Here is a 16,388-nt window from a genome sequence, read left to right on the forward strand (position 1 = left end):
AGGAGAACCCATGACTGACGAATTCCAGACGGGATTACCCAGTATCCGCCAGCTACAGACCTTAATTAAAGATAGCACTGAGGTTGAGGTGAAACTGATCACAAGTGATCTAGTGGTGGGGAAGGTGCGCTGGCAAGACGCAAACTGCCTGTGCGTGGTGGATCACTATGACCAACCAACGATTATTTGGAAGCAAGCCATTGTCTTTATTAAGCCGAAACTGACTTAGGGGTCTGGGGAGCTTGCCAGTGGCCAGAAGGTTAACCCTGCTTTCAGTGCTGCATGATACACCACCTGCCATGGCTGCTGATGCTGCCGTGCTAGGGCGGCACAATCTTCATACTCCGGCTGCACATTGAGGGGGTGTCCGTGACCATCGGTGGCTAATTTCAGCCGCACCTCGCCAAACGGGGTAGTCACGGTTTTGATCTGCCGCTGGAGGATATAGCGATCTTGCACTTGGCGGCGCAGCCCTAGGGTCGTGGTTTCCCGAAAGAGGGTCTGAACACAGGCGGCTTCGGCACTGAGAGGACACAGTACGGTCAGGAGCACCCCAAGGCGTGACTTTTTCATTGTAATGGCTTGACAGAAGACCTCCACCGCACCAGCGGCATAGAGTTGCTCTATCGCGTAGGCTAAGGCTTGGGGCGGCAGGTCATCCAGTTGGGTTTGCAACTCCACAATGGTGGTGGGGGTTGGCGGTTGGCGGTTGGGGGTTTCGCCTAGCCATAGGCGGAGGAGGTTCGGCAGCGGTAACTCATGGCTGCCAGCACCTAAGCCTACTCGCTCTAGGGTCATGGCGGGTGGGGTGCCAAAGTCTTGGCTAAGGGCACAGACAATCGCGGCACCCGTGGGGGTCACCAGTTCGTTCGCAATCCCGTTGCTGTAAACCGGCACCCGATAGGCTTGCCAGAGTTGCAAGACCGCTGGCACGGGCACCGGCAGTTGACCATGGGCGGCCCGTACTGTCCCGCCACCGGTGGGCAAGGGCGAGCAGTAGATCTGCTCAATGCCGAGGTAATCTAGCCCTAAACAGGTGCCAACAATATCTACTAGGGCATCCACGGCACCGACTTCGTGGAAGTGAACGGCAGTGGGGGCAATGCCATGAACGGCACCTTCGGCGATCGCCAAGGCTTCAAACACCCGTAAACTCCAGTCGCGGGCGCGATCGGGCAAATCTGCGGCTAAAATCTGCGCCTGAATGTCTGGCCAATGGCGGTGGTGCGGATGGCTGTGCTCGTGAAGCTGGACGTGAGCCTTCAGACCCCGCTGCCCTTTTCGCTGCACGGTTTCAGTGGTTAAGGTAAACTCTGCTGCAATTCCCAGCTTTGCCAGTTGCCCGTGCAAGTAGTCAAGGGGAACGCCACCATCGATCAGCGCCCCAAGGCACATATCCCCAGCAATTCCCGCTGGGCAGTCGAAGTAGGCAACGTTCATAGAACCTCCGAAATACCCTAACGCTGGGCTAGAAGTTACCCGCTAAGGCCGCTTCACAGCGATCGCACAACTGGGGATGGGTTGCAGAGCGCCCTACACTCTCGGCATAATTCCAGCACCGGACGCACTTGGTCCCGCTGGCGGTGCCTACGCCAACCCATAGCTCCGGTTGCTCAAGGGTGTAGCTCAAGCTGAGCGATCGCGGCTGCGGCATCACCTCCACTTGTGAGACTAAAAATAGATAGCGGAGTTCATCCACACCATTACCCGCCAAGGCATCGGCACTGTTCATGGCCTCGAGGCGATCGCGCAGGTCTGGGTTGGCCACGTACAGCCACACCTTGGCTTCGAGGGACGAGCCAATGGCCTTTTCAGCGCGCGCCTGCTCCAGTACCTTGTTGACCTCTGAGCGCAACTGTCGCAGCACCTCCCAGCGGCTCGCCAAGGGTGGGTCGCGCCACTGATCCGCACGCTGTACCCAGCCACTTTGAAACACCGATGTGTAGGGCGTGGCAAACGGTAAGTGCTGCCAAATATCTTCTGCCAAGTGGGGCAGCACCGGGGCGATCGCCCGCGCCAGATTTTGTACCGTAATAGCAAGCACCGTTTGGCAACTACGGCGGCGATCGCTGGCAGGGGCACTAATGTACAAGCGATCCTTGGCAATATCCAGATAAAAATTTGACAAATCCACCGTGCAGAGGTTCTGAATGGTTTGGAAGAACCGGTAAAACTGGTAGCTGTCAAAGGCTGCCGTCACTTCGCTAAACACCTCATGGAGGCGGTGCAGCATATAGCGATCCAGTTCTGGCAACTGAGCGTAGGGCACAGCATCCTGCTGTGGGTCGAAATCGTAGAGGTTACCCAGTAAAAAGCGCGCTGTATTGCGAATTTTGCGATAGATATCCGCCAACTGCTTCAGAATCGTTTTGCCAATGGGCACATCATTGGCATAGTCCACCGAGGACACCCACAGCCGCAAAACATCCGCACCGTAGGCCGGGTCTTGCTTTTGGTTTTTGCCGCCCTCAATTACCTCGCGCGGATCCGTGACATTGCCCAAGGATTTACTCATCTTGCGCCCCTGCTCATCCAAGACAAAGCCGTGGGTGAGCACCGATTTGTAGGGAGCGTGCCCCTGCACCGCCACCCGGGTCAGCAGCGATGACTGGAACCACCCCCGATGCTGATCCGAGCCTTCGAGGTATAGATCCGCTTGCTGCTCCCCTAGAACTGCTGCCCAGGATGAGCCGGAGTCAAACCACACATCCATGGTATCGGTGCCCTTTTCGTAGCGATCTGCCTGATCTTGCAGGGCGGGGGGCAATAGCTCCGCCACCGAGAGTTCCCACCAAGCATCAGACCCCCGCTGGCGAATGATGGCTTGGACATGGGCAATGGTGTCTGCCGTGAGCAGGGGGTCACCGGTCACCTTGTCATAAAACACCGGAATGGGTACCCCCCAACTGCGCTGCCGCGAAATACACCAGTCGGATCGCTCCGCCACCATGGCGGTAATGCGATTTTCCCCTTGCGCCGGAATCCACCTCACCTCGGCGATCGCCGCGAGGGCAGCATCGCGAAACCCCGCTACCGAAGCAAACCATTGCTCCGTTGCTCGAAAGATCGTGGGTTTTTTGGTTCGCCAGTCGTAGGGATACTTGTGAACGTAAGGCTCTTCTTTAAGAAGGGCGCCGGCAGCCTCTAAAGCCAMAATAACCGCCTCATTCCCCTCTTTGAGGACATTCAGGCCAGCGAACTGACCCGCCTCCGCCGTGAAACAGCCATCTGCATCCACCGGGGACAGAATGGGCAGGCCGTAGCGTTGACCAACGGCGTAGTCCTCCAGTCCATGACCGGGAGCCGTATGTACTAAGCCGGTACCGGAGTCCGTTGTCACATAGTCACCGCCGATAACGATTTTGCTCTGGCGATCGTACAGGGGGTGCTGATAGCGGGTATGTTCGAGATCGGCACCCTTGGCGGTAGTCACCACGGTTAAGGTTGTGCCTAGGGTTTGACTGAGGGACAGCACTAAGTCGTGCGCCACAATCAGGTAAGCGTGGCGCTTTGCTGGCGCTACCCGTACCAGAGCATAGGTCAAGTCGGGGTTGACGCTCACCGCTAGGTTCGCTGGCAAAGTCCACGGTGTTGTCGTCCAAATGGCAACCCCCATCTGCCCGAGTGCTTCATACCAAGCTGCGGCCAACCCTTGGGGGAGCTCCAGTACGTCAAAGGCAGCGTACACACTGCGGGACGTATGGCCTTCAGGATATTCCAGTTCTGCTTCCGCAAGGGCAGTTTTGGAACTGGGGCTCCAATGCACGGGCTTCAGACCGCGGTAGATATAGCCCCGCAGTACCATTTCCCCAAACACCCCAATTTGTGCTGCTTCGTACTCAGGTGAGAGGGTGAGGTAGGGGTGCTGCCAGTCTCCCCACACACCGTAGCGCTGAAAGCTCCGTTTTTGTTCAGCAACGGTTTTGAGGGCAAACTCCTTGGCGCGCTGCCGCAGGGAGAGGGGGGTAAGGTTCTGGCGTTCTTCAGCACTTAGGGTTTGCAGTACTTTGAGTTCAATCGGCAAGCCGTGGCAGTCCCAGCCGGGGCGGTAGTGAACTTTGCGCCCTTGGAGGAGCTGATATTTATTGATAATGTCTTTAAGAATTTTATTGAGGGCATGGCCAATATGAAGGGCACCGTTGGCGTAGGGCGGACCATCGTGAAGGATAAATACCTCGCCCGGATTGTGCTGTTGCAGCCGTTCATAGATCTGCTGTTGTGCCCAAAAGTCTTGCAGTTGGGGTTCACGGGTGGGTGCATTCGCCCGCATCTCAAAGGTCGTCTGTGGCAGATTTACCGTATCTTTGTAGTCTGTTGCGGGGTCAGCCATGGCAGCGGGCAGGTTTTAGAATAACAGCAGGATAACGTGCCCTTCAATTGTAGGGGAAGTGATCGGGCACGCTCAAGCTATCAAGAGGGATCAAAGGCAGGCGTGATTTCTGTTCTTGGGTTAGATGTAGGGCGCAAACGGATTGGGGTGGCGGGCTGCGATCGCCTCGGGCAGCTTGCGACCGGCTTAAGAACGATTCAGCGCCGCAGCTTTGCCCACGACCTTGAGCAACTCCGGCAACTGTGTCAGGAGCGGCAGGTCGAACGCCTCGTGGTGGGGCTACCCTACACCCTCAACGGTGAGCTGGGATCCCAAGCGCGGCAGGTACAGCACTTGGCAGAACGCTTTGGCAAGGCGCTTGACTTGCCGGTGGAGTACGTGGATGAACGGCTGACCTCCTTTCAAGCCGAAGAGATTCTCAAGCAGCGGGGGCGATCGCCGCGGCGGGAAAAAGCCCTTGTAGATCAAATTGCGGCGGCGTTAATTTTGCAGCAGTGGCTTGACGCACTCAAGCAGCCTGTGCAAACGACGGTAGCAACGCCTAGGCCGACGGCGGCAGAGAGAGATTGAAGCCGTGAATTTGCCACCAACGCACATTTTCCGCCTCAAAGCGACCATCTACATCCACTCTGACTGAAAAGTCAAACCATGCGGCTGGTGGGATATTGATTCCCCACAGGCGATCGCTGCCGAGAACCACACTCACTAAGCACTGCAAAAATCCGCCGTGGGAAATACACCACACACAGTGCTCATCCTCGTGTTTGCGTAGGTGCTTCCACGTTTGTTTGGCCCGCTGCCATGCCGCTGCCATCGACTCCGCTTCGGGAATCGGCACAAGACAGTCCTGCTCCTCCAACTCATTACAGAGATGCGGCTGCTGTTCCTGAGCTTGCGCCCAAGTCAGACCGGTAAAAACCCCCTGATCAATCTCAATTAAGTCCGCCAATTCCTGAATCTTTAAGCCAGAGATTGGGTTCATTAGGCGAGCCGCCTCACAACAGCGCTGCAGCGGACTGGTATAGATAAAATCCGGCGGGGGCAAAATCTCCCGTAGCGCAAGGGCTTGCTGGCGGCCCCGCTGTGTGAGGGGAACATCCTGCCGCCCCAACATCACGCCAGTGTCATTCCCCACCGCTTCACCATGGCGGACTAAAATTAAGCGCATTTTGCCCTCCCCTGAATATCATGACTCGCGGTAAAATTGGCAATTGCTCCACTCCTCGGTAGAATTATCGTACTGAGTGGCTGCTCTCGATGGCTGGCCACAGATTTATTTACATTTGATTGATTGCATACCTGTGCCCGTAATCGCCCCTCCCATTCGTCCTGCTTGGCATGGCTTAATTCACGCCTACGGTGACTTTTTGCCCGTCAGCGATCGCACCCCCATTGTGACCCTTTATGAAGGGAACACGCCCCTGATTCCGGTGCCCCGCATTGCTGAGCGGGTGGGTCGGAATGTTTCAGTATATGTAAAGTACGACGGCCTTAATCCCACCGGTAGCTTCAAGGATCGCGGTATGACCATGGCGATCTCTAAAGCCAAGGAGGCGGGAGCGGAAGCAGTGATTTGCGCTAGTACTGGGAATACCTCCGCAGCAGCAGCGGCCTATGCGCGGCGGGCGGGTCTGCGCGCCTATGTCCTCGTCCCGGAAGGCTATGTGGCTCAGGGCAAGCTGGCTCAGGCATTGCTCTATGGTGCTGAAGTGATTGCCATTGAAGGGAACTTTGACCAAGCCCTTGACATTGTGCGGGTGATGGCCGATACCTACCCCATTACCCTAGTGAACTCTGTCAATCCCTATCGCCTTGAAGGGCAAAAAACCGCAGCCTTTGAGGTGGTGGATAGCTTGGGCAATGCCCCCGATTGGCTGTGCATCCCCATGGGCAATGCTGGCAATATTACCGCCTATTGGATGGGCTTCTGTCAGTATCGTGAACAAAATCGCTGCGATCGCCTCCCCCGCATGATGGGCTTTCAAGCAGCGGGCTCTGCCCCCCTCGTCAACGGTGCCGTGGTCGTGCATCCAGAAACCGTGGCTACCGCCATTCGCATTGGCAACCCCGCCAATTGGCAGCGGGCGATCGCCGTCAAGGAGGCCAGCCAAGGGGCTTTTAATGCCGTCACCGATGCTGAAATCCTCACGGCTTACTGCCTATTAGCCTCTGAAGAAGGCATTTTCTGTGAACCGGCCAGTGCTGCCTCTGTGGCAGGCTTACTCAAATTAGCCGATCAGGTGCCCAGCGGTGCCACCGTCGTTTGTGTGCTGACCGGCAATGGCCTGAAGGATCCGGACACGGCCTTGCAGCAGGAGAGCGATCGCTTTCATCGCCACATCGACCCAAGCGAAGCCACCGTCGCTAAAGTCATGGGGTTTTAATCACCTCCTAGGAGCCAAGCCAACAGCAGCAAGAAGGATCCCCACAGCACAACGCTGGGAAGATGGACCCAGCCAAAAAACTCCATGGGAACACTCACAAACAGTTGAGTCAGCAGGATGCTGATGTAGCACAGAGCACTCAACAGAACCAGAAAAACCATGGCTCATACCTAGCTAGGCGTTGCCATAGATGGGGATCGCTGCGCCACTGATTGCCCCTGCACTCTCGGAAATGAGATAGGCAATCAGTTGACCAATGGCTGTTGGCGGCACCCACATCGCGGCTTGGTCGCTCCCCATCGCAGCACGGTTGTTGGGGGTATCGATAATACTGGGAAGAATTACATTGGCAGTAATGTTCATCCCTTTGGTTTCAGCAGCGATCGCCCGCGTGAAGGCCACAACAGCGGCTTTGGCAGCACAGTAGGCGGCCAACTCAGCCGTGGGTTCCACTGCCCCGCGTGAACCAATCGTGACAATTCGACCGTAGTGTTGGGGCTGCATCCGTTTAAGGGCGTGTTTACACACTAGGAAGGTGGTTTCAACGTTGAGGGCGAAGCTGTGCTGCCAATCACTCAAGGCAACGTTAGCCGTCGCGCCCATGCTAAAGCCCCCCACTAAATGAACCACTGCATCGAGTTGGGGCATACGATTAATCAGTGCGGCTACTTCACTTTCGTTGTTGAGGTCGGCAGCGACAAAGCGGACATTGGCCAGCTCTGCTGCGGCCAGTTGCTGCTCAAGGTGCTCCCGTCCCACCGCATCAATGTAGGGAATGGTGAGGGTATAGCCCTGAGCCAGTAATACCGGAGCTACCCCTTGACCTAAGCCGCCCGTGCCACCCGTTAACAGTACGGCTCGATGCCCTAGCCCACTCATTTTGCACTCCTTACGTTTAGTTGCCGTGCTTTATAAAACGTTTGCAAACTGTGGCGATCGCCCACAAATCGCCAATGCCACGGTTCATAGCTAACCCCTTGCGAATTGCTCTCAGGGAACGATAGTTCAAAGCTAAAGCGAGCAGCATTCACCGCTAACCACTGAAAGGCCGGGGTTTGCTCAAAGGCCACGCTAAGATGAGTGTCGGGCTGGCTGGCATCGCCAATATCAATGGCATACCCTGTATGGTGTTCACTGTAGCCCGGCGGCGCACTCACTAAGGCACGCTCACTCGTCCGTTGTCCTCGCTGTTCCTTCACCTGAAAAAAGAGATAATCTTGATCCTGCTTAGAGCGGAAGCCCGAAAGGGGAACCAGAATAATTCCCTCCTGCTGAGCCGCAGCAACCATGGCTCGAAATCGCTCCGCCGCCGCTCGGCGTAACTGGATCTGGCCGTCGGCACTTACGGGCACTAACTCACTCAGGGGTGCTTCTTCGTAGGGTAAATGCCCCAACAGATTCTCTGTGGGAACCGCAATGGGGTTCCCAACTGCTTCAGCAACGGCTGAGGGTTCCGTAGAACGGCTGAAAACCCAGACACCCCCAGCCATACAACCTAAGCCAATGATGCTGGCGATCGCCCACCGTTTATACAAGGGTTGTTTCTGAAGCCTAACCGCAGAGTCTGTTGGTAAGCGTTCTGCAATAGGAATATCTTGATCCATGCTCACACCCGCTAAGCGTGTTTCCTGTTCACAGGATATACGAGGCTAAGCATACAAGGATTATTTTTCAGTTAGGGTCTATCGGACTTGGTATGCTAATGTAACATGCTATACGAAATCTAAGATATGCAGCTACTTCTAACTGATCTACTCAACCTACCTGGAATTGAGGTTGAAGATTATACCGATGTTGCGGGAGAATTGATTCTTATAGTGGAAGCAAAGACAACCGAGGCGATTTGCCCACGTTGCCAACAAAAAAGTTGTCATTTACACCAGAATCATTGGTATCTAGTGCGAGATTTAAGCATCAGTGGACGAACCGTATTTCTTAAGATCAATCGTCGCCAGTTTAAGTGTCGAACTTGTGGTAAGCCATTCAGTGAAACCCTCGATTTCATCGGCAATCGTCGCAAGCAAACGGATCGATTTGCTCAGTCAATCGTGCAACAGGTTTTGCACAGCGACATTCATAATGTTGCAATTTCAAATGGTCTCACTGATGAAGAAGTATGGTCAATGGTACAGTATGTCAGTAAAAAAACTCCACGTCGATGTGAGTTCATTAAAACGATTAGGTATAGATGAGATTTTCTTAGGTAAAGGACAAGGAGATTACATAGTTGTTTTGGTCGATTTAGAGCGGCGAATTCCCCTTGCCTTTGCGCCTTCTTGCAAGCAGGAAGATGTGAGGCAAGTGCTTGAGGCATGGGGAGCAGCAGTACTCAATTAAATTATTGAGGTGAGCATTGACCTGTCTGGAAACTATAAAAGTTTGGTTCATAAACTCCTACCTAATGCTACGGTGGTTGCTGACTGATTTCATGTTATAAAAATTGTGAATCAGGAATTGGATAAGGCTCGACAAAGTATTTGTAAAGCGAATGAGCAGACGGTAAATGAAGTCCAGAAAGCCCAGATTGCAGCCGCGCTCAAACAAAGTAAATATGCGTTACTGAAGCCGGAGGAAAATCTAACTCAGAAGCAAAAAGCAAAACTGGAAGAAATTCGAGAAGTAGTGCCAAGTCTGGCTCGAATGCATCAGGAGAAGGAATCGTTTAGAGCCATCTTTGAGCAAGCAAAAGATTGGAAAGATGGAACCTTTCAATTGCTCGATTGGTTAGCTCAAGCTCAGGATTCTTTTCAAGAGAGCGTAAGAACAATTTATCGGTGGTTTGGTGAAGTCACCGCCTATTTTGATAATCACACAAATAGTGGTGTTATTGAAGGTATTAACAATAAATTGAAGCTGATCAAGCGGTCAGGTTATGGGTTCAGGAACTTTGACAATTTTCAGTTACGTTGCTTAATTTGCTGGCATTTAGCTATTGATTAAGCATAACTCGGACGATAGAGCCGCAAACTCTTGGTAAATCGAATAATCAATCGGCTTATAGCTACTATCTTAATCTTCATTCATCTGCTAGAGTTAGTAGTAACTAATTATCAGAGGCAATGTTAAGCAGATGTGTGGTCTTGTTGGGTTAATTAGCCTTGGTGAGTCTATGGACTTGAGGTCAACGATTCAAACGATGGTGGCAACTCTCTATCATCGTGGTCCCGACGATGAGGGAACGTGGATCGATGAATCCGCTGGAGTCGCTTTGGGGCACCGTCGTCTGGCCATTTTAGATCTCTCACCAGCAGGGCATCAGCCCATGGTCTCCGCCTGTGGCCGCTATGTCTTGGTCTTTAATGGTGAAATTTATAACCATTTGGATCTGCGACAGTTGCTGACAAGCACTGGTGCTGCGCCTGCTTGGCGGGGTCACTCGGATACAGAAACCCTCTTAGCAGCATTTGCTTACTGGGGCATTGAAGCCACCCTAAAGCGCACGGTGGGGATGTTTGCTCTTGCTCTGTGGGATCGTTCAGAACAGACATTAACCTTAGCGCGCGATCGCCTCGGGGAAAAGCCCCTTTACTATGGCTGGGTTAACAATGCGTTTGTGTTTGCCTCTGAACTAAAAGCATTGCGAGCTTGCCCTAATTTTCAAAATTCAATTAATCGCCAAGCACTCACATTATATTTACGTTATAACTACGTTCCCTCACCTTACAGCATTTACGAGCACATTTGGAAGCTACCTGCGGGCACTTACCTTCAGTTACCTACTAACGCCTTGGTAAAAGGCATCCAAGGAGAACCGCAAGCCTACTGGTCGTTACAAACGGCTGTTGAGCAGGGTTTAGCTGAGCCATTTCAAGGAACAGAGCAAGAAGCGGCAGGTGAGCTGGAGCGACTGCTACGGCAAAGTTTGCAAGGCCAACTCTTAGCCGATGTTCCTCTTGGCGCATTTTTGTCTGGGGGGGTAGACTCTTCTACAGTTGTGGCCTTGATGCAAAGCCAATCTGCTCAACCGGTCAAGACTTTTACCATTGGTTTTTACGAAGATCAGTATAACGAAGCACAGTATGCTAAAGCGGTAGCTACCCATCTAGGCACAGATCACACAGAATACTACCTGACAGGTCAAGATGCTCGGGATGTCATCCCCAAGTTACCAACCCTTTATGATGAGCCTTTTGCTGATTCATCGCAAATTCCTACCTTTTTAGTCTCGATGATCGCTCGCCAGCACGTAACTGTGGCACTTTCCGGTGATGGTGGGGACGAGCTATTTGGGGGCTATACGCGGCATTTCTTGGCTCCAAGTATTTGGCAAAAAATACAATTACTCCCAGCACCCATACGTACAATGTTAGCAACTGCACTGCGAGTTCTACCTCCAAGGCAATGGGATCAATTGTTGGGCGGTATCAACCGCTTCTTACCCAAGCACTTAAGATATACAACTATTGGCGATAAAATCAGTAAACTAGCTAAGCTTTGTGAGCTAAGATCGCAAGATAGTGTTTATCTTTCCTTTTTATCGCATTTTAATCCACCCTCAGAGATAGTCATTGATGGCAAGGAGCCAACTTCACTACCCACTGAACCACCTAGTTGGTTGTCTGGCTTGCCGTTCGAGTCATACATGATGATACTAGATGTGCTCACGTATCTTCCTGATGATATTTTGGCTAAGGTAGATCGGGCAGCAATGGGGGTTAGCTTAGAAACACGTATTCCTCTGTTAGATCACCGCATTGTTGAATTTGCCTGTGCTGTGCCGCTATCGATGAAAATCAAGCAGCAAACAGGAAAACACATTCTGCGTCATATCCTTTATCAGCATGTTCCTAAAGAACTCATTGAACGGCCAAAGATGGGATTTGATGTTCCTATTGCCCAGTGGCTACGCCATGAACTACGAGAGTGGGTCGAGGACTTATTGAACCCTACACGACTCAAACAAGAGGGTTTTTTGTATCCTGAATCTATTTGGCAGTACTGGCAAGAACATCGTCAAGGACATCGCAACTGGGCTTTTCCGCTTTGGGATATTTTAATGTTTCAGGCATGGCTAGAAAACAATCGTTCAGTGTAATGACTTGCTTATGTTTCCGTATTTTCTAGTATTTGCCCTAACCAGCTTCCCAATCATTATCGAAGTACCCCAGTGGTATAAAGTCTTTCTTTTTTGTGTTTATGTACTATTTATTGGTTTACGTTTTGAAGTAGGCGCAGATTGGACAGGATATCTTTATATTTTTGAGAGTGTTAAATTCACACCTTGGTTTGGATATGAAGCTATATTTTCTGATCTGGGCTACTATTGGATCAATAAGATTGCTATTGCCTTAAATCAAGATATATATTTTGTTAATTTTTGTGTCGCCATTATTTTTGTTTCTTGTCTTTTCAATTTTTGCAATCAATTAAAAAATCCATACCTAGGTCTAAGCGTTGCATTTCCTTATTTGACTACAGTTGTAGCAATGGGATACACACGCCAAGCTGCAGCCATTGGTTTTGAACTGTTAGCTATTTTTGCACTGACTCAAAATAAGCGATTAAGATTTTTCGTCTATTTCTTTTTGGCCTTGTTATTTCATAAAACTGTAATATTTTTACTTTTAGTTCCACTTTTAATAACAATGATAAAATCAATAAAAGAAAAGAAAGTAATTAATACTGCTTACCTAGTAATATTTGCTTTTGTGCTTTTAATCAGCACAACAATAATTATACAATCGAACCCTAGATTTACTAGCAGCTATATAGAAGGTCAAATGTCATCCTCAGGAGCGTTAATTAGATTAACAATGAACCTATTGCCTGCGATAATCTTTCTCCTAGAATATTATAGAGGTAAAAATTTCTTCAAACATTCACCAAAGGTTTATTTGGCATTATCTTGGTTAGTTATTTTCTCATTCTTGCTTCTGCTAACAGGCTCAACAACTGCTGCCGATCGCCTCGCTTTATACTTAATTCCTATTCAACTCTATGTCTTTGGAAATTTACCGTATCTTTTCTTCCCAAAGCAACGTCAGCTATTTTTTCGTTGGCTCTTTCTAGTGATTGGGTACAGTTTTGTGGTACTATGGGTGTGGCTTCAATTTGCAGATCACGCTTTTGCGTGGCTTCCTTACCGAATGTATCCTTTTATTTAAGATGACGGTTCAATCTGTTTCTAATAGCGTTGAATTAAGATCACTGTCAATTTTATTGCTGTGCAACAATGCTCAGATGTTGCTCAACTTTCGAAGTGAGCTAATTGCAGATCTTGCAAATGCAGGCTTAGAGGTGCACTGCTTGGCACCTGATTATTCTGAAGCAGAAAAATTAAGGCTCAATGCTCTTGGTGCAATTTGTCATAGTTTTTATCTTGTTCGTAATAGCATTAATCCCTTAGATGATATAAAGTCCTTTTTTTCATTAATCAAATTAATGAAACAAGTCAATCCTGATTGTGTATTAGCGATTAGCGCGAAGCCAATTATTTGGGGATTATTAGCTTCTAATTTCGTTAATGTTAAATCACGATTTGTCCTATTCACTGGTTTGGGTTATGCATTCACACCAACTGGCCAGTTAAGGCAAAAACTATTAAAAAGTATTTTAACCTTTTTGTATAAGCTGACGTTACCTTTTGCCCATAAGGTTATTTTCCAAAATCCAGATGATTGCTGTGAAATTACTGAGATTTGCGGTCTGAATCAGGATAAAACGCTAGTCATCAAAGGAACTGGAGTTAACCTTCAAGAGTGGCCTTTTTGTCCGCCTCATCTTACGCCTCTGACGTTTACACTTGTTGCAAGATTGCTTATTGAAAAAGGTATCCTTGAATTTTTAGCGGCTGCTCAGCACCTAAAAGCTATCTATCCTCAAGTGCAATTTTGGTTGATTGGTGGGCTAGACACAAACCCAGGTAGCTTATCTCAGTCGCAGATAGATGAATTTATAGCCTCAGGGGTGGTTGAGTGGTTTGGCTTTGTGAATGTCAAGGACTATTTACCCATCACCAGTGTCTTTGTCTTACCGTCTTATTACCGTGAAGGCGTTCCCCGCAGCACTCAAGAAGCCATGGCCATGGGGCGACCGGTCATTACGACTGATGTGCCAGGTTGCCGCGAAACGGTTGTTGACGGCCACAATGGTTTTCTCATTCCACCCCGAGATGTTGCTGCCCTTATTGAGGCAATGCAGAGGTTTATTGAGAACCCTGATCTGATTCCATCCATGGGCTACAACAGCTACCAGATGGCGGTGGAGCTGTTCGATGTCAGGAAAATCAATGCCCAGTACCTCAAACTACTCCGTGAGTGCTAGTCTTGTTAGGAGCTAAACTTGCAAGCTGCTGTACATGGCTGATTGTTCTATGCCTTTTGACTCTTTAGGAAAAACACAAATTGCTGTTGTTGGGTTGGGTTACGTTGGCTTACCATTGGCCGTTGAATTCGGCAAACTCTACCGTACTAGCAAACTCTACCGTACTATTGGTTATGATGTCAATGCGCAGCGCATTGCGGAGTTAGCTCAAGGCAGCGATCAAACTGGAGAAGTTAGCAAGGCAGATTTACAAGCCTCTACACTACTGAGCTACACGACCAGTTTAGACGCGCTAAAAACGTGCAACGTCTTTATTATTGCTGTACCGACCCCGATTGATCGCTATAAAATCCCTGACTTAACACCTCTGAAGAAAGCCTCTGCCAGTATTGGCCGAGTGTTATCTGCTAACTGTATCGTCATTTATGAATCTACGGTTTATCCGGGGGTTACCGAAGAAGTCTGTGTCCCGATTCTGGAGCAGGAATCAGGATTGAGGTTTAATCAGGATTTTTTTGTGGGCTATAGTCCGGAGCGTATTAATCCGGGTGATCAAGAGCACCGTTTAACCACGATTAACAAAGGTCACGTCAGGTTCCACCCCTGAAGTTGCCGACTTCGTCGATCATCTGTATGCGTCAATTATTCCTGCCGGAACTTACAAAACTAGCTCAATCAAGGTTGCAGAAGCTGCAAAAGTGATTGAAAATATTAAGCGAGACATCAATATTGCTTTTGTGAATGAACTGGCACTCATTTTTAATTTGTTGGAGCTTGATACCGAGGAAGTGTTAGCTGCAGCCAGCACTAAATGGAATTTTCTACCCTTTCGGCCAGGATTAGTGGGAGGGCACTGCATTGGTGTTGATCCTTACTACCTTACCTATAAGGCGATCGCCCACAACTACCATCCTGAGCTGATTTTGGCTGGTCGTCGTATCAATGATAATATGGGCTTTTATGTAGCGGCACAGTTCCTGAAATTATTAGCTAAAAAGGGAATTAGTCTTTCAGAAGCCCGTATTTTAGTCATGGGCTTAACCTTTAAGGAAAACTGTCCAGATCTACGGAACACTCGTGTTGTTGATATTATTGCTGAACTCCAAAGCTATGGTCTGCACGTTGATGTTTATGATCCATGGATTGATGCCGTGCAAGCCGAAATAGAATACGGAATTCAGCCTATTCAGCATCTGCAGCCCAATACGTGGGATGGCATTGTGATTGCCGTAGCTCACCAACAATTTCGCGATATGGGGCCCGCTGGAATTCGTCAACTGCTTAAGGCGGAAGGTGTTCTCTATGATGTGAAGTGGATTTTGGCGAAGGACGATGTCGATGGTCGGCTGTAGTTAGGAGGCGGCTTGCATGAATATTTTGGTGACTGGCGTTGCGGGCTTTATTGGCAATGCAGTAGCTCTGAAGCTGCTACAGCGGGGCGACATTGTCATTGGCCTTGATAACTTAAACAACTACTATGATGTCAGCCTCAAGAAGGCACGGCTCCAGCGGCTGGAAGCGTTTCAGCAAACTCACCAGTTTGTTTTTAGAAAAATCGACTTAGCCGATCGCCAAGATGTGAATCAGCTGTTTGAAGATTATCCGCCACAGCGAGTCATTCACCTTGCGGCCCAAGCGGGGGTGCGCTACTCCATTAAGAATCCTTTAGCCTATATCGATAGTAATATTGTTGGCTTTACCCACATTCTTGAAGGCTGTCGGCACCACGCCGTTGAGCACCTTGTCTATGCCAGTAGTTCCAGCGTCTATGGTGCTAACAAAAAACTCCCCTTCTCTGTTCACGACAATATCGATCATCCCCTGAGCCTGTACGCCGCCACCAAAAAAGCCAATGAACTGATGGCTCATACCTATAGCTACCTTTACGGTATTCCGACCACAGGGTTGCGCTTTTTCACCGTTTATGGCCCTTGGGGGCGACCCGATATGGCACTCTTTAAGTTTACCCAAGCCATCCTCAATGATGAACCATTGCCAGTGTTTAACTATGGCAAGCATCGGCGGGATTTTWCCTATATTGATGACATTGTCGAAGGCATTATTCGTGTGCTGGATCGCCCTGCCACCCCCAATCCCCAGTGGGATGGCTATGCCCCGGATCCCGGAACCAGCCTTGCCCCGTGGCGGGTGTACAACATCGGTGCCCACACGCCGGTGGAACTGCTACGCTATATTGAGCTTCTAGAAACTTATCTTGGTAAAAAAGCACAGTTGAACCTTCTGCCCCTACAACCCGGTGATGTCCCCGATACCCATGCTGATGTCTTGGCTCTCAAGGAGGATACCGGTTATGAGCCAACGACCTCCGTCGAGGTTGGTGTGCAGCGATTTGTGGAGTGGTACTGTGACTTTTATCAAATTCAGATCTAGCTGTACTGAGGTTCGCGTTA

The 16,388-nt window shown here is 50.0% G+C and carries 17 protein-coding genes and 1 pseudogene; 12 read left to right on the forward strand and 6 right to left on the reverse strand.

The window, feature by feature from the left end; translation table 11 throughout:
* Positions 1-10: 10 nt before the first annotated feature.
* Positions 11-229 carry an Hfq-related RNA-binding protein gene (locus L5470_RS02240; RefSeq protein ID WP_099798584.1) on the forward strand — a complete coding sequence of 73 codons (219 nt, stop codon included), beginning with the start codon at positions 11-13 and terminating at the stop codon, positions 227-229.
* On the opposite strand, the gene larC is transcribed toward L5470_RS02240, so the two are convergent.
* Both larC and ileS read right to left on the reverse strand, forming a co-directional pair.
* Entirely contained in the window at positions 226-1,440 is a 1,215-nt protein-coding gene (larC, locus tag L5470_RS02245) for a nickel pincer cofactor biosynthesis protein LarC (protein WP_499497877.1), read from the reverse strand. The two genes, L5470_RS02240 and larC, sit on opposite strands and share 4 nt — an antisense overlap.
* A 28-nt stretch (positions 1,441-1,468) precedes the next feature.
* Complete coding sequence (gene ileS, locus L5470_RS02250; RefSeq protein WP_499497879.1) at positions 1,469-4,330, reverse strand: isoleucine--tRNA ligase; 2,862 nt, start codon at positions 4,328-4,330, stop codon at positions 1,469-1,471.
* A gap of 102 nt (positions 4,331-4,432) precedes the next feature.
* On the opposite strand from ileS, the gene ruvX reads away from it, so the two are divergent.
* Positions 4,433-4,900, forward strand: a complete 468-nt coding sequence (gene ruvX, locus L5470_RS02255) for a Holliday junction resolvase RuvX (protein WP_099798587.1) — start codon at positions 4,433-4,435, stop codon at positions 4,898-4,900.
* Here the strand turns inward: ruvX and L5470_RS02260 are convergent.
* Entirely contained in the window at positions 4,872-5,498 is a 627-nt protein-coding gene (locus L5470_RS02260; protein ID WP_099798588.1) for a histidine phosphatase family protein, read from the reverse strand. The two genes, ruvX and L5470_RS02260, sit on opposite strands and share 29 nt — an antisense overlap.
* 115 nt (positions 5,499-5,613) lie before the next feature.
* Between L5470_RS02260 and thrC the strand changes: the two genes are divergently transcribed.
* Positions 5,614-6,714, forward strand: a complete 1,101-nt coding sequence (gene thrC, locus L5470_RS02265) for a threonine synthase (protein WP_499497953.1) — start codon at positions 5,614-5,616, stop codon at positions 6,712-6,714.
* Here the strand turns inward: thrC and L5470_RS02270 are convergent.
* From L5470_RS02270 to L5470_RS02280, 3 genes are read right to left on the reverse strand one after another with little or no spacing between them, the layout of a single operon-like run.
* Complete coding sequence (locus L5470_RS02270) at positions 6,711-6,875, reverse strand: hypothetical protein (RefSeq protein ID WP_157768330.1); 165 nt, start codon at positions 6,873-6,875, stop codon at positions 6,711-6,713. The genes thrC and L5470_RS02270 overlap by 4 nt on opposite strands.
* Before the next feature lie 13 nt (positions 6,876-6,888).
* The gene (gene fabG, locus L5470_RS02275) at positions 6,889-7,593 is read right to left on the reverse strand and encodes a 3-oxoacyl-ACP reductase FabG (protein ID WP_499497882.1); all 705 of its coding nucleotides are present in this window, start codon (positions 7,591-7,593) and stop codon (positions 6,889-6,891) included.
* Complete coding sequence (locus tag L5470_RS02280) at positions 7,590-8,318, reverse strand: M15 family metallopeptidase (RefSeq protein ID WP_099798590.1); 729 nt, start codon at positions 8,316-8,318, stop codon at positions 7,590-7,592. The genes fabG and L5470_RS02280 overlap by 4 nt, the downstream gene beginning before the upstream one ends.
* A 126-nt stretch (positions 8,319-8,444) precedes the next feature.
* Here L5470_RS02280 and L5470_RS02285 point away from each other — a divergent pair, with 126 nt between their 5' ends.
* The 9 genes and pseudogenes from L5470_RS02285 (at position 8,445) to L5470_RS02325 (ending at position 16,368) form a co-directional block, all read left to right on the forward strand.
* Positions 8,445-8,906, forward strand: a complete 462-nt coding sequence (locus L5470_RS02285) for a transposase family protein (RefSeq protein ID WP_499497884.1) — start codon at positions 8,445-8,447, stop codon at positions 8,904-8,906.
* Positions 8,794-9,051 (forward strand): hypothetical protein, encoded by a 258-nt coding sequence (locus L5470_RS02290; RefSeq protein WP_499497961.1) that lies wholly within the window; start codon positions 8,794-8,796, stop codon positions 9,049-9,051. Before L5470_RS02285 ends, L5470_RS02290 begins: the two co-directional genes overlap by 113 nt.
* Positions 9,052-9,060: 9 nt before the next feature.
* A pseudogene (locus L5470_RS02295) lies at positions 9,061-9,654 on the forward strand (ISL3 family transposase).
* A 130-nt stretch (positions 9,655-9,784) separates the two neighbouring features.
* Positions 9,785-11,749: an asparagine synthase (glutamine-hydrolyzing) gene (gene asnB, locus L5470_RS02300; protein ID WP_499497886.1), complete on the forward strand. Its 1,965-nt coding sequence runs from the start codon at positions 9,785-9,787 to the stop codon at positions 11,747-11,749.
* A gap of 10 nt (positions 11,750-11,759) precedes the next feature.
* A complete protein-coding gene (locus L5470_RS02305; RefSeq protein WP_499497888.1) occupies positions 11,760-12,818 on the forward strand; it encodes an EpsG family protein in 1,059 nt (352 codons plus the stop codon).
* A gap of 1 nt (position 12,819) precedes the next feature.
* On the forward strand, positions 12,820-13,977 hold the full coding sequence (locus L5470_RS02310; RefSeq protein WP_499497890.1) for a glycosyltransferase family 4 protein: 1,158 nt from the start codon (positions 12,820-12,822) through the stop codon (positions 13,975-13,977).
* A 49-nt stretch (positions 13,978-14,026) separates the two neighbouring features.
* Positions 14,027-14,584, forward strand: a complete 558-nt coding sequence (locus L5470_RS02315) for a nucleotide sugar dehydrogenase (RefSeq protein ID WP_499497892.1) — start codon at positions 14,027-14,029, stop codon at positions 14,582-14,584.
* Positions 14,585-14,606: 22 nt separating this feature from the next.
* Positions 14,607-15,329 carry a nucleotide sugar dehydrogenase gene (locus L5470_RS02320; protein ID WP_499497955.1) on the forward strand — a complete coding sequence of 241 codons (723 nt, stop codon included), beginning with the start codon at positions 14,607-14,609 and terminating at the stop codon, positions 15,327-15,329.
* Positions 15,330-15,345: 16 nt separating this feature from the next.
* Complete coding sequence (locus L5470_RS02325) at positions 15,346-16,368, forward strand: NAD-dependent epimerase (protein ID WP_499497894.1); 1,023 nt, start codon at positions 15,346-15,348, stop codon at positions 16,366-16,368.
* Positions 16,369-16,388 lie beyond the last annotated feature (20 nt).

The organism is Synechococcus sp. PCC 6717 (assembly GCF_022698185.1).
Lineage (GTDB): Bacteria > Cyanobacteriota > Cyanobacteriia > Thermosynechococcales > Thermosynechococcaceae > Thermosynechococcus > Thermosynechococcus lividus.